The 13,081-nt window shown below is 75.3% G+C and carries 13 protein-coding genes; 9 read left to right on the top strand and 4 right to left on the bottom strand.

Features of this window, described 5'->3' with window-relative positions; all coding sequences use genetic code 11:
* Positions 1 to 3: 3 nt before the first annotated feature.
* Complete coding sequence (locus JOE61_RS12790) at positions 4 to 1,368, bottom strand: NAD(P)-binding domain-containing protein (RefSeq protein ID WP_193668106.1); 1,365 nt, start codon at positions 1,366 to 1,368, stop codon at positions 4 to 6.
* A 102-nt stretch (positions 1,369 to 1,470) separates the two neighbouring features.
* On the opposite strand from JOE61_RS12790, the gene JOE61_RS12795 reads away from it, so the two are divergent.
* The 8 genes from JOE61_RS12795 (at position 1,471) to JOE61_RS12825 (ending at position 8,507) form a co-directional block, all read left to right on the top strand.
* Positions 1,471 to 2,388 carry a helix-turn-helix domain-containing GNAT family N-acetyltransferase gene (locus JOE61_RS12795; protein WP_193668104.1) on the top strand — a complete coding sequence of 306 codons (918 nt, stop codon included), beginning with the start codon at positions 1,471 to 1,473 and terminating at the stop codon, positions 2,386 to 2,388.
* Between the two features lie 76 nt (positions 2,389 to 2,464).
* Positions 2,465 to 3,619 (top strand): NAD(P)/FAD-dependent oxidoreductase, encoded by a 1,155-nt coding sequence (locus JOE61_RS12800; protein ID WP_193668102.1) that lies wholly within the window; start codon positions 2,465 to 2,467, stop codon positions 3,617 to 3,619.
* Positions 3,620 to 3,644: 25 nt separating this feature from the next.
* Positions 3,645 to 4,082 (top strand): hypothetical protein, encoded by a 438-nt coding sequence (locus JOE61_RS12805; protein ID WP_193668100.1) that lies wholly within the window; start codon positions 3,645 to 3,647, stop codon positions 4,080 to 4,082.
* Positions 4,083 to 4,090: 8 nt separating this feature from the next.
* Positions 4,091 to 5,470 carry an MFS transporter gene (locus JOE61_RS12810; protein ID WP_193668098.1) on the top strand — a complete coding sequence of 460 codons (1,380 nt, stop codon included), beginning with the start codon at positions 4,091 to 4,093 and terminating at the stop codon, positions 5,468 to 5,470.
* A gap of 10 nt (positions 5,471 to 5,480) precedes the next feature.
* The gene (locus JOE61_RS12815; protein ID WP_204797235.1) at positions 5,481 to 5,876 is read left to right on the top strand and encodes a MerR family transcriptional regulator; all 396 of its coding nucleotides are present in this window, start codon (positions 5,481 to 5,483) and stop codon (positions 5,874 to 5,876) included.
* A gap of 69 nt (positions 5,877 to 5,945) precedes the next feature.
* Positions 5,946 to 6,071 carry a hypothetical protein gene (locus JOE61_RS22230; RefSeq protein ID WP_264675476.1) on the top strand — a complete coding sequence of 42 codons (126 nt, stop codon included), beginning with the start codon at positions 5,946 to 5,948 and terminating at the stop codon, positions 6,069 to 6,071.
* The gene (locus JOE61_RS12820) at positions 6,068 to 7,606 is read left to right on the top strand and encodes a SulP family inorganic anion transporter (RefSeq protein ID WP_307822999.1); all 1,539 of its coding nucleotides are present in this window, start codon (positions 6,068 to 6,070) and stop codon (positions 7,604 to 7,606) included. The genes JOE61_RS22230 and JOE61_RS12820 overlap by 4 nt, the downstream gene beginning before the upstream one ends.
* Before the next feature lie 10 nt (positions 7,607 to 7,616).
* Positions 7,617 to 8,507 carry a YihY/virulence factor BrkB family protein gene (locus tag JOE61_RS12825; protein WP_193668096.1) on the top strand — a complete coding sequence of 297 codons (891 nt, stop codon included), beginning with the start codon at positions 7,617 to 7,619 and terminating at the stop codon, positions 8,505 to 8,507.
* Positions 8,508 to 8,585: 78 nt separating this feature from the next.
* On the opposite strand, the gene disA is transcribed toward JOE61_RS12825, so the two are convergent.
* Together disA and radA are read right to left on the bottom strand one after the other, a co-directional pair.
* On the bottom strand, positions 8,586 to 9,668 hold the full coding sequence (gene disA / locus JOE61_RS12830) for a DNA integrity scanning diadenylate cyclase DisA (RefSeq protein ID WP_193668094.1): 1,083 nt from the start codon (positions 9,666 to 9,668) through the stop codon (positions 8,586 to 8,588).
* A gap of 111 nt (positions 9,669 to 9,779) precedes the next feature.
* On the bottom strand, positions 9,780 to 11,183 hold the full coding sequence (gene radA / locus JOE61_RS12835) for a DNA repair protein RadA (protein WP_193668092.1): 1,404 nt from the start codon (positions 11,181 to 11,183) through the stop codon (positions 9,780 to 9,782).
* 102 nt (positions 11,184 to 11,285) lie between these two features.
* Here radA and JOE61_RS12840 point away from each other — a divergent pair, with 102 nt between their 5' ends.
* Positions 11,286 to 12,332: a LacI family DNA-binding transcriptional regulator gene (locus JOE61_RS12840; protein ID WP_193668090.1), complete on the top strand. Its 1,047-nt coding sequence runs from the start codon at positions 11,286 to 11,288 to the stop codon at positions 12,330 to 12,332.
* Positions 12,333 to 12,354: 22 nt separating this feature from the next.
* Here JOE61_RS12840 and JOE61_RS12845 read toward each other — a convergent pair whose 3' ends face one another.
* A complete protein-coding gene (locus tag JOE61_RS12845; protein WP_193668088.1) occupies positions 12,355 to 13,071 on the bottom strand; it encodes a class I SAM-dependent methyltransferase in 717 nt (238 codons plus the stop codon).
* Positions 13,072 to 13,081: the final 10 nt, after the last annotated feature.

The raw sequence follows: 13,081 nt of genomic DNA on the forward strand, positions 1-13,081 counted from the left end.
GCCCTACCTGACGGCGGGCACGCCGACCAGCTCCGGGCCGGCGGGGGAGCAGCAGCCGCCGCCCCCGGCCTGGACGTCCTCGGCGTCGTACGTCGGCGCCGCGCCGCACACGCCGGTCTCGGGCAGCACCAGCTCGACCCGGTCGGCGGCCTCCTGGTCGCCGGCGATCTCGGCGACGACCGAGCGGACCTGCTCGCAGCCGGTCATCGTCAGGAACGACGGCGCCCGGCCGTAGGACTTCATGCCGACGATGTAGAGGCCCTGCTCGGGCTGGCGCAGCACCGAGGCGCCGTGCGGGGAGACAGAGCCGCAGGAGTGGTGCTCGGGGTGGATCTCGGGGGCCAGCAGCCGCGGCGCCGACAGCTCGGGGTCGAGGTCGAGGTGGACCTCGCTGAGCCACGACACGTCGGGGCGGAAACCGGTCACGGCCACCACCTCGTCGACGTCGGCGACCTGGCGGCCGTCGAGCGAGGTCAGCACCAGCCGCCCGGTCGCCTCGTCGCGGTGCACCCCGGTGGTCCGGAAGCCGGTGACGGTCTCGACGGTGCCCGACTCGGCCACCGCCCGGGCGTGCTCGCCGAGCGCGCCGCGCGCCTCGAGCTCGTCGGCGTCACCGCCGCCGAAGGCGTGCCCGACGTCGCCGCGCCGCAGCAGCCAGGTCACCCGGGTGCCGGCCTCCTCGGCGGCGAGCCGGCCCAGCGCGACCAGCGCGTTCTGCGCCGACGCGCCGGCCCCGGCCACCACCACGTGCCGGCCGGCCAGCCGGGCACGCAGCGCGGGGTCGTCGACGTCGGGGACGGCGTAGGTGAGGTGGTCGGCGTGCTCGCGCTCGCCCGGGGCGGGGTAGCCGTCGGTGCCCAGCGGGCCCGGCTGGCCCCAGGTGCCGGAGGCGTCGACCACCGCGGCCGCGCTGCGCACCTCGTGGCCGCGCGGGGTCTCGACGTGCACCGCGAACGGCACCCGCTCGCGGTCCACGGCGACCAGCAGGTCGCGGCCCTGGCGCGCCACCCCGGTGACGCGGTGGCCGGTGCGGACCTCGACGCCGGCGGCGACGAGGGCCGCGGCGAGCGGGCGCAGGTAGCGCTCGACCCACTCGGCGCCGGTCGGCGGCGTCGCGTCGGTCGGCCGGGTCCACCCGGTCGGCTCGAGCAGCCGGGCCGCGGCGTCGTCGACGAGCTCGGACCACGGCGAGAACAGCCGCACGTGGGCCCACTCGGTCACGGCCGCACCGGCGCCCGCACCCGCCTCGAGCACGACGACGGGCAGCCCCCGCTCGTGGGCGTGCGCGGCGGCGGCCAGCCCGATCGGTCCGGCGCCGACGACGACGAGCGGCTGCGCGGTGGTGGGGGTCAGGGCGGAGTGGGGCATCGCGGTCCTCGTTTTCATCGACGTTGGTCGATGTAGACAGCATCGACCCGTCTCGATGGATGCAACCATCGATCCGTGTCGATCGAGGCTAGGCTGGTCGGCATGAGCAGCCCCGCCCACACCGGCCCCGTCGTCGGCCCCGTTGGCGACGCCGCCGTCGCCCCCGTCGCCCCGCCCGTCGGTCTCGACCTCGACACCGCGACGACGTACGCCGAGTGGTTCGCGACGCTGGCCGACCCGACCAGGGTGCGGCTGCTGCACGCGGTGGCCTCGAGCCCCTCGGGCGCGGTGCGGGTCGGCGACCTGGCCACGGCGCTGGGCATCAGCCAGGCCACCTGCTCCCACCACGTGCGCCGGCTGGCCGAGCTCGGCTTCGTCGTGGTCGACAAGGTCGGCACCGCCAGCCTGGTCTCGGTCAACGCGGCCTGCTGCACGGGGCTGCCGCACGCGGCCGACGTGGTGATGGGCACCCTGACCGCGGCCCCCTGCTGCCCCGAGGACCTGCCCGGCGACGTGCGTACCCGCGCGATGACCGAGGCCGACCTGCCGCGGGTGCAGGAGATCTACGCCGAGGGCATCGCCGGGCGCCAGGCCACCTTCGAGACCGAGGTGCCCGCGCTCGACGCGCTGCGCGAGCGCTGGTTGCCGGGGCACCGCTGGGTGGCCGAGCTGCCAGGCGGTGCTGCCGAGCCGGGCCGGGTCGTCGGGTGGACCGGGGTCTCGCCGGTCTCGGCGCGCGCCTGCTACGCCGGGGTCGGCGAGACCACCGTCTACGTCGCCGCCGAGGCGGGCGGGCGCGGCGTGGGCCGCTCGCTGCTGCACCGCCAGGTGACCGAGGCCGACGCCGGCGGGCTCTGGACGCTGCAGGCGGTCGTCTTCCCCGAGAACCGGGCCAGCCTCGCGCTGCACCGCAGCGCCGGCTACCAGGTGCTCGCGGTGCGCTCCCGCATCGCGCGCCTCGACGGGCGGTGGCGCGACACGGTGCTGCTCGAGCGGCGCCGCGCCGAGGACCCCGACTGAGACCCCGGCTGAGACCCCGCTCGAGAGGCTGCGCGACCGCCCGGGCGGGTGGGGGCGTGGCTGGTTGGGTGGGGCCATGTCGACTCCTTCTTCTGCCGTCCAGGTCGAGCAGGTCCCCTCCGTCGCCTCGGGCCCGCCCCGGGTCGCCGTCATCGGCGCGGGGATCGTCGGGCTCAGCACCGCCTACGCGCTGCTCGAGCGGGGCGTCGAGGTGCGCGTCTACGAGCAGGGCGAGCCCGGCAACGGCCAGTCCGGCGGGGTGTCGCGCATCTTCCGCCACGCCCACGACGACCCGCGGCTGGTCGCCGCGGCCCGCGCCAGCCGCGCGGCCTACCGCGAGTGGGGCGAGCGGCTGGGCGTCGAGATGGTCTCCGCGGACGGCGCGGTCGCGATCGGCCCGGCGGTCGAGGAGCACCTGCCGCTGCTGGTCGACGGCGGCGTCGCCGCCCGCCGCGTCGATGCCGCCGAGCTCGCCCGCCGGGTGCCGCTGCTGGCCGGTTTCGACGGCCCCGCGATGCTCGACGAGGAGGGCGGCTCGATCCGCACCACCGCGACGATCGCCGCGCTGAGCGCCGCGCTGGGTGACCGGCTGGTGCGTGACGAGGTGATCTCCGTGCGCCCTGTCGGCGACGGCGAGGGCGAGGGCGTCGAGGTGCGCAGCGGCGGGCGCACCGACACCTACGACCGGGTCGTGGCCTGCGCCGGGCGCGGCACCCCCGCCCTGGCCCGCACCCTGGGCCTTTCGCTGCCCGTGGCCCAGGCCGCGCACGTGCGGCTGACCTTCGCGGTGCGGGGCGAGGCGCCCGGCACCCTGGCCACGCTCCAGGACTCCAGCGGCGTCTTCGGCGAGACCGGCGTGTACGCCGCCGCGGCGCCCGGCAACGCGACGTACGGCGTCGGGCTGAGCCAGACCACCCCGGCCCGCGACGACGCGAGCCTGCCGGTGCCCGCCGGGCTCGACGAGCTCGCCGCCCGGGCCCGCGACTACGTCGCCAGGGCGCTGCCCGGCCTCGACCCCGAGCCCGTCGACGTGCGGCACTGCTGGGTCACCACGCTGCCCTGGAGCGACGACGCGATGGCGGTGTGGGAGGCCGGCGGGGTGCTGCTCCCGGTCGGGCACAACCTCTACAAGCAGGCGCCCGGGCTGGGCCGCCGCCTCGCGGCCGCCGCCGCCGGCGAGCCGCTCGACGCGTCGCTGCGCCCCGAGGCCCGCCTCGGATCCCCGCAGTGACCCCGGTGTCTGCGAGGCTGGGCCCATGACCTCGTGGCGTGACTCCCTGAGCAAGACCGTGGCCGGTGAGATGGACGAGCTGCTCGACGCCTCGCTCAAGGCCGCCAAGGAGCGGCTCGACGCCGACGACGTGCTGCTCCCGTTCGTGCAGGTCGTCGAGGACGACGGCAGCCAGGGCACCCGCATGGTCGAGATCGTCGAGGACGTGCGCCCCGACCAGCTGCTCGAGGAGCTCTTCGAGAAGCTGCGCGCCGAGCGCGACCAGGTGCGCGCGGTCGCCGTCGTCTTCGACGCGATCGTGGGCGGCGCCCGGGCCGTGCAGGTGCTGCTCGAGCACCGCAGCCCGAAGGCGCCCGCGCTGGTGCTCGCCGCGCCCTACAAGGCGCAGAAGCGCCGCCACCAGATCGGTGAGGTCCGCGCCGCGGAGGGCGAGCGGCGGATCTGGCCCGTCGCCGCCGACTGAGCCCGCCGATGGGCACGTCCACCGGCGCCGAGGGCCGCGCCGGGGCGCGCGCCGCCCGGACCCCGCTGCTCGGCCCCCGCTACCGCGGCGCCACCACCGGCGCCGTCGCCCTGGTCTTCCTGGCCGCCTTCGAGGCCCTCGCCGTCGCCACCGTGATGCCGGCGGTCACCCGCGACCTCGACGGGCGCGCCTGGTTCTCGGTGGCCTTCTCCGCCACCCTGGCCGCCAGCGTCGTCGGGATGGTCGCGGTGGGCCTGTGGTCGGACCGCCGCGGCGCGGTGCGCCCGCTGCTGACCTCCGTCGCGCTCTTCGCAGCCGGGTTGCTGGCCGCCGGGCTCGCGCCGACCATGGGGCTGCTGGTGGTCGGCCGCTTCCTGCAGGGCCTGGGCCTCGGCGGCCTCGTCGTCGCCCTCTACGTGCTCGTCGCGCAGGTCTTCGACCCCGTCGACCGGCCCCGCATCCTCGGCCTCTTCGCCGCCGCGTGGGTGCTGCCCGGGCTGGTCGGGCCGTTCCTGGCCGGCGTCGTCGCCGACACCCTCGGCTGGCGCTGGGTCTTCCTCGGCGTCGTCGCCATCGCCGCCGGGGCGCTCGCGCTGCTGGTGCCGACCCTGCGCTCGGTCGAGCCGCCCGAGGCCGGCGCCGCGCCCCGGGGCGGCGGCGTACGACGTCTGCTGCTGGCGGCCGCGGTCGCCGCGGCCGTCGTCGCGCTCAACCTCACCGGGGCCCTGCCCGCCGCGGCCCGGGCCGGGGTCGCCGCGGTCGCGGTCGCCCTCGCGCTGGTCGCCGTGCGCCCGCTGCTGCCGCGGGGCACCCTGCGCGCCGGGCGCGGCGTACCGGCCGTGATCGCGCAGCGCGGGCTGGTCGGCGGCACCTTCTTCGCCGCCGAGGCCTACCTGCCCTTCCTCCTGCAGGAGCAGTACGGCGCCGCCACCTGGGTCAGCGGCCTGGTGCTGACCGTCGCCACGCTGGGCTGGGCCGGGGCGTCGCACGTGCAGGGTCGGCTCGGCGACCGGCTGCCCGACGAGGCGGCGCTGCGCCTGGGGGCCCTCGTGCTGGGCGCCGGCATCGTGGCGGTGCTGCTGGTCGCGGCGCTGGGCCTGCCGGGGGTGCTGGTCGGCGCGGGCTGGCTGGTCGCGGCCGCGGGGATGGGGCTGATGTACCCGCGGATCACCTCCACGGTGCTGGCGCGCACCGCCGTGCACGAGCGCGGCACCGCCTCCTCGGCGGTCACCATCAGCGACTCGGTGGGGGCCGCGGTCGCGGTCGCCGTGGCCGGTCTCGTCTTCACCGCGATCGGCACGGCCGCCGACCGGTCGGCCTTCGTGGCGGTGCTCGCGCTCGCGACCGGGCTGGCCGCGCTGTCCATCGTGGTCTCGCGGCGGGCCTAGACTCGCCGCCGTGTCCGCACACATGCAGATCGGCGAGGTCGCCACGCGCACCGGCCTGAGCCTGCGCACGCTGCGCTACTACGAGGAGGTCGGGCTGGTCGCACCGTCGGCCCGCTCGGCCGGAGGCTTCCGGCTCTACACCGCGCTCGACGTCGACCGCTTCGAGCTCATCAAGCGGATGAAGCCGCTGGACTTCTCGCTCGAGGACATGCGCGGGCTGCTCGGCGTCGTCGACGCCCTCGACGCCGAGCCCGACGACGCCGAGCGGGCCCGTCTGCTCGGCGAGCTCGAGTCGCTGCGCGCCGCGGCCGAGGAGCGCGTCGACACGCTGCGCACCCGCCTGGCCTGGGCCGAGGAGTTCGCCGCCGGTCTCGACGAGCGGGTGCGCGCCCAGCGCGACCGGTGAGCCGGGGCCGCGTGGTGAGCCGTCTCACCGTCGACGATGCAGACTCTCCCGTCACGTCAGGGTAGAGTCGTGCCGTCGGCCGCGGTGTCACGCACCCGCGCGCCGCTCCAGACCTCGCACCACCATCCCGACGTCGACCGGTCGCAGCGCCGCTCCCGGGCCGACGTGCCACGCACCGCCCAGGAGAGCCCGTGAGCAACCCCGTGCCCGACCAGTCCTCGCTGCTGCAGCCGTCCGTGGCCCTGCCCCCGGCCGAGACGCACACCGTGCGCGGCGCGCTGCGCCGCCCCTCGATCCTGCGCCGCGAGGTCGTCGCCGGCCTGGTGGTGGCGCTCGCGCTGATCCCCGAGGCGATCTCGTTCTCGATCATCGCCGGCGTCGACCCGCGCCTGGGCCTCTTCGCCTCCTTCACGATGGCCGTCTCGATCGCCTTCCTCGGTGGCCGGCCCGCGATGATCTCGGCCGCCACCGGTGCCATCGCGCTGGTGATCGCACCCGTGGCGCGCGACTACGGCGTCGACTACCTGATCGCCACCGTGATCCTCGGTGGCGCCATCCAGATCGTGCTCGGCCTGCTCGGCGTGGCCAAGATGATGCGCTTCATCCCGCGCTCGGTGATGGTCGGCTTCGTCAACGCCCTGGCGATCCTCATCGCCATGGCCCAGATCCCCTACCTGGTCGACGTGCCGTGGCTGGTCTACCCGCTGGTGGCCTTCGGCGTCGCGGTCATCGTGCTGCTGCCGCGGCTGACCTCGGCGGTGCCCTCGCCGCTGGTGGTCATCGTGGCCATCACCGCCGCGGCGCTGGCCGCCGGCTGGGCGCTGCCCGACGTGGGCGACGAGGGCGAGCTGCCCGAGACGCTGCCCGCGCTGCTCATCCCCGACGTGCCCTTCACGCTGACCACGCTGGAGATCATCGCGCCGTACGCGCTGGCGATGGCGCTGGTCGGCCTGCTCGAGTCGCTGCTGACCGCCAAGCTCGTCGACGACATCACCGACACCCACTCCGAGAAGACCCGCGAGGCCTGGGGCCAGGGCGCGGCCAACATGATCACCGGCTTCTTCGGCGGCATGGGCGGCTGCGCCATGATCGGCCAGACGATGATCAACGTGAAGGCCTCGGGCGCCCGCACGCGCATCTCCACCTTCTCCGCCGGCGTGCTCCTGCTCGTGCTGGTCGTGGGCTTCGGCGACCTGGTCGCGCAGATCCCGATGGCCGCGCTGGTCGCGGTGATGATCATGGTCGCCGTCGGCACCTTCGACTGGCACTCGGTGACCCCGCGCACCCTGCGCCGGATGCCCAAGAGCGAGACCACCGTGATGCTCTCCACCGTCGTGGTCACCGTGACCACCCACAACCTGGCCATCGGTGTCGCGGTCGGCGTGCTCGTCGCGATGACCCTCTTCGCCCGCCGGGTGGCCCACCTGGCCACCGTCGAGCGCGAGGTGACCGAGGTCGACGGGCGCCCGCAGGCGCGCTACACGGTCACCGGCGAGCTGTTCTTCGCCTCCTCCAACGACCTCTACACCCAGTTCGAGTACGCCGACGACCCCGAGCACGTGGTCATCGACATGGCGGCCTCGCACGTGTGGGACGCCTCGACCGTGGCCGCGCTCGACTCGATCACCTACAAGTACGAGCGCAAGGGCAAGACCGTGGAGATCCACGGCCTCAACGAGCAGTCGCTGCACATGCACGGCCGGCTGAGCGGCAACCTCGCCGCGCACTGACGTGCACCCGGTGCTGCGGCGCGGACGCGACCGGTCGGTCGCGCTGCTGCGGGTGCTCGGCCACGAGGTCGCCAAGGACCGCGTCGCGGGGCTGGCCGCCGAGATCGCCTTCTTCGCGGTCCTGAGCCTGTTCCCGGCGCTGCTGATCGCGGCCGGGCTGCTGTCCTACCTCGAGGCCATCGTCGGCGCCGAGGTGGCCGCCCGCACCGAGGCACGGGTCGTCGACGCGCTCGGGCTGGTGCTCACCGAGCGCGGCGACCCGGTGCTCGACTCGGTGCGCGCCGTCTTCGAGGGCGAGTACGGCGGCCTGCTCACCGTCGCCGCGCTGGGTGCGCTGGTCACCCTGTCAGGGGCCTGGGCGGTCGTGGTGCAGGCGCTCAACCTGGCCTACGACAGCGACGAGCACCGCCCGTGGCTGCGCCGCCGGCTGCTGGGCCTGGGGCTGGGCCTGATGACGGTGATCGTGGTCGTGGTCGCGCTGGCCGTCGTGGTCGTCGGCCCGCTGCTGGGCCGCGGCACCGACGTGGCCGACGTCGTCGGCCTGGGCGGCGCCTTCGAGTCCTTCTGGGACCTCGCCCGCCTGCCGGTGCTGGCCCTGGTGCTCGTCGGCTGGCTGGCGCTGGTCTTCCACCTGGCACCCAACCGGCGTACGCCGTGGCGCGCCGCGCTGCCCGGCGCCGTGACCACCACCGTGCTGTGGCTGGCCGCCAGCGGCGGCTTCGGCCTCTACCTGCGCACCGTCGGCGAGGGCAACCCGCTGCTCGGCGTCTTCGGCGGCGGGATCGTCGTGCTGACCTGGGTCTACCTGCTCGCCCTGGCCCTGCTCCTCGGCGGCGAGCTCAACGCGCTGCTCCACGACGGAAAGCACCGCCCCGCCGAAGGTTCATCGGGTACCCGATGAACCTGGCGTTGCCTGGCTGAAGTTTCAGCCGGGTGACGCGAGTTCCATCGGGGACCCGATGAAACTCCCGTGGGCGGCTCAGACGTAGCGCTCCAGGATCGTGGACTCGGCGAGGCGGGAGAGGCCCTCGCGGACGCTGCGGGCGCGCAGCTCGCCGACGCCCTCGACGGCCTGGAGGTCGTCGATGCCGGCGGAGAGCAGCTTCTGCAGGGTGCCGAAGTGGTCGACGAGCCGGTCGACGACGGGGCCGGGCAGGCGCGGCACCTTCGCCAGCAGGCGGTAGCCCCGCGGGGCGACGGCGCCGTCGAGGTGCTCGCCGTTGCCGAGACCGAGCACCTTGGCGGTGGCGGCCGGGTCGACCAGGGCGGTGGGGGAGAGGGCCTCGAGCTGGTGCAGCAGCTCCTCGGGGGTCGAGGCCTTGCGCCCGGCCGGCAGGTAGTCGCGCACCACCAGCTCGCGCTCGGTGTCGACGCCGGTGATCAGCTCCTCGAGCTGCAGCGAGAGCAGCCGGCCGTCGGTGCCGAGCTCGAGCACGTAGTCCTCGATCTCGCGGGCGATGCGGGTGACCATCTCGAGGCGCTGGGCGACCACGGCGACGTCGCGGACGGTGACGAGGTCCTCGATCTCGAGCGCCGAGAGGGTGCTGGAGACCTCGTCGAGGCGCAGCTTGTAGCGCTCGAGGGTGGCCAGCGCCTGGTTGGCGCGCGAGAGGATCTGGCCGACGTCCTCGAGCACGTGGCGCGTCGAGCCGACGTACGCCGCGATGATCTGCATCGACTGCGACACCGAGATCACCGGGAAGCCGGTCTGGCGCGCCACCCGGTCGGCGGTGCGGTGCCGCGTGCCGGTCTCCTCGGAGGGGATCGTGTGGTCGGGCATCAGGTGCACCGCGGCGCGCACGATGCGCGTCAGGCCCGCGTCGACGATGATCGCGCCGTCCATCTTGGCCAGCTCGCGCAGGCCGGTGGCGGTGAAGGGCACGTCGAGGTCGAAGCCGCCGGTGCTGATCTCGTCGACCCGCTCGTCCTGGCCGATCACGATCAGGGCGCCGGTGCGCCCGCGCAGGATGCGCTCGAGGCCGTCGCGCAGCGAGGTGCCCGGGGCGATCGAGGCCAGCGTCTCGCGCAGGCGCAGCAGGTCGTCCGAGCGTTCGGCGGGCACGGGGCTCCTCCATGGGGGGACGGGCGGTCGATCCGCCCTTGCCTGCGGAGTCTAGAGCGGTCCGGCCGGGCGCGCGTCATCATTCCGGGCGGGCCCGGATCGTGGTGGGGCTCAGCCGGGCCGGTCGGTCAGGCGCAGCACCTCGAGGGCGCTGGCGATGCCGGGCACCTCGAGCACCCGCATGCCCTCGATCTCGCGGGGCGTGCCGACGCCCTGGCCGCGGCGGCCCGGCTCGGTCGGCACCACCGCGTGCCGGAAGCCGAGCCGGGCGGCCTCGGCGATGCGCTGGGGCAGGTCGCGCACCCGGCGCAGCTCGCCGGCCAGCCCGAGCTCGCCGATGGCCACGACGCCGGTGGGCGGGGCGATGGCCAGGTGCGAGGAGACCAGGGCGATCGCCACCGCCAGGTCGCTGGCCGGCTCGTGGAGCCGCGCGCCGCCGACGGTGGAGGCGAAGACGTCCTGCATCGAGAGCCGCAGCCCGCAGTGGCGCTCCAGCACCGCGAGCACCATCGCGACCCGCGAGCCGTCCAGCCCCGACGTCGTACGGCGCGGCCGGTCCAGCGGCGAGGGGGTCACCAGCCCCTGCACCTCGGCGAGCATCGGCCGGCGGCCCTCCATGGTCACCGCGACGCAGGTGCCGGGCACCCGGCCGTGGTGCTGCTCGACGAAGAGCCCCGTCGGGTCGGCGACGGCGCTGATGCCGTCGGGGCCGAGGTCGAAGCAGCCCACCTCGTCGACCGGCCCGAAGCGGTTCTTCATGGCCCGCACCATGCGGAAGCGGGAGTTGCGGTCGCCCTCGAAGTGCAGCACCACGTCGACGAGGTGCTCGAGCACCCGGGGCCCGGCGATCGCGCCGTCCTTGGTGACGTGGCCGACGAGCACGGTGGTGATGCCGCGGGTCTTGGCGACCCGGATCAGCGCGGCGGCGACCTCCTTGACCTGGGTGACGCCGCCGGGGACCCCCTCGACGCCGGAGGCGCCGATGGTCTGCACCGAGTCGACGACGATCAGCTGGGGCCGGGTCTCCTCGATGTGGGTCAGCACCGCGCCGAGGTCGGTCTCGGCGGCCAGGTAGAGCTCGTCGTGGACCCCGCCGGTGCGGTCGGCGCGCAGGCGCACCTGTGAGGCCGACTCCTCGCCGGTGACGTAGAGGGTGCGGCGCTGGTAGCGCGCGGTCTGGGCGGCCACCTCGAGCAGCAGGGTGCTCTTGCCGACGCCGGGCTCGCCGGCCAGCAGGATCGCGGCACCGGGCACCAGCCCGCCGCCGAGCACCCGGTCCAGCTCGGGCACCCCGCTGGTGCGGAAGCCGGCCTCCTCGACCGACACCTCGCCGATCGGGACCGCGCGGGTGGTGACCGGCGAGGCCGCGGTGCGCAGCGTGGGCGCCGCGGCGGCCTCGGCCACCGACCCCCACGCCTGGCACTCGCCGCAGCGCCCCACCCACTTGCCGGTCTCCCAGCCGCACTCGGAGCAGCGGTAGGTGGGCCGAGCAGCACGTGCGGAGGACTTCGCCATGCACGGCACGCTAGGCCAGGGCACCGACAGCGCCGAGCGGCCGTCGTGGTTACAGTGCTCCCGTCGGACTTGGAACGATCAAGAGGTGACGAGGGGGTGGCCGTGTCCCGCACCAGCGCCCGCACGTCCGGCCTGCCGCCCACGCTGGCCGACGTCGCCGAGCGGGCCGGGGTCTCGCGCCAGACGGTCTCCAACGCGGTCAACAACCCCGACCTGCTGCGCGCCGACACGCTGCTGCGCGTCCAGCAGGCCATCGCCGACCTCGGATACCTGCCCAACCGCGCTGCCCGCAACCTGCGCACCCGCGCCTCGCACCTGATCGGGCTGCGCATCCAGGCCGCCCAGGAGGGCACCGCCAACGCCACGATGGACCGCTTCGTGCACTCGCTGGTCGAGACCTCGCGCGAGGCCGGCTACCACGTGCTGCTCTTCACCGGCGACCCCACCGACCCGCTGTCGGGCTACGAGGACCTGCTGCGCTCGACCGCCGTCGACGCCTTCGTCGTCACCGACACCTACCTCGGCAACCCGCAGGCCGAGTGGCTCGACGGGCGCCGCGCGCCCTTCGTGGCGTTCGGGCGGCCCTGGGAGAACCCCGGCGCCACGCACGCCTGGGTCGACGTCGACGGCGCCGCCGGCTGCGAGAGCGCCACCCGCCACCTGCTGGCCAAGGGCCACGAGAAGATCGCCTGGATCGGCTGGCGCAAGGACTCCCGCATCGGCGAGGACCGCCGCGCCGGCTGGCACCGCGCCATGAAGGAGGCCGGCCTGCCCACCTCGGGCCTGGCCTCGCGCGTCGAGGACACCGTGGCCAGCGGCCGCGAGGCCAGCGAGGTGCTCCTCGACGAGGCCGCGCCCACCGCGTTCGTCTGCGCCTCCGACACCCTGGCCATGGGGGTGCTGCACACCCTGGGGCTGCGCGGGCTGCGTGTCGGCGACGACGTCGCGGTCGTCGGCTTCGACGACTCCCAGGTCGCCCAGGTCGTCCGCCCGGGGCTGAGCTCGGTGCGCCAGCCGCTGGAGGACGTCGCGATCGAGGTCGTCACCGCGCTCGAGGGCCTGCTCGGCCGCCCCCGCGTCGCCCAGCAGGGGGTGCTGCTCACCCCGTCGCTGGTCGTGCGCGACTCCTCGGGCCCCGACCGGGTCTGACCGGGTCTGACTGGGGCGGCGCTCAGTAGCGGCGCCACCACACGTCGACGGCGTAGTCGACCTCGGTGCCACCGCCGGCGGCGGCGTGCTCGGCCAAGGCCTGCTCGGCGGCCGGGCCGGGCAGCTCGATGCGCACCACCGCCTCCAGGTCGGCGGGGGTGTCGAAGACCCAGCGGGTCAGCACCGGCTCGCGCTGCCAGCCCTGCGCCGCCCAGAACTCCTGCTTGACCTCGGGGGCGGGGTGCTCGGGGAAGCCGCGGGCGAACCAGGCGCCGAAGGTCGAGCGGCTCGCGTCGTTGTCGACGATGTACGCCGTCGCGCCGGGGCGCGCGACCCGCTCGAGCTCGGCGAGGCCCGGCTCGCAGCCGGGGCCGAAGAAGTAGGCCCAGCGGGCGTGCACCACGTCGATGCTGGCGTCGGGCAGCGGCAGGTCCTGGGCGGTGCCCTCGAGCACCGTGACCGTCCGGTCGGCCGAGAGTCGCCGGGTACGGCGCGCGGCGATGGCGCGCAGGTCGGGGTGCGGCTCGACGCCGGTCACCGAGGCGGCGGTGCGGGCGAAGCGGGTCAGGTGGAAGCCGGTGCCGCAGCCCACGTCGAGGACGTCGCGGCCGGCCCAGCCGCCGAGCTCCTCGATCACGGCCTCGACACGCCGGTCGGGGTCGAAGGCGTGGTTCTCGAGCTCGTAGGTGTCGGTGTGGTGCCAGATGTTGGGGCTGGGCCGTGTGCCCTCGGGCAGCACCGTGGGCTCC

This window comes from Nocardioides salarius (assembly GCF_016907435.1).
GTDB lineage: Bacteria > Actinomycetota > Actinomycetes > Propionibacteriales > Nocardioidaceae > Nocardioides > Nocardioides salarius.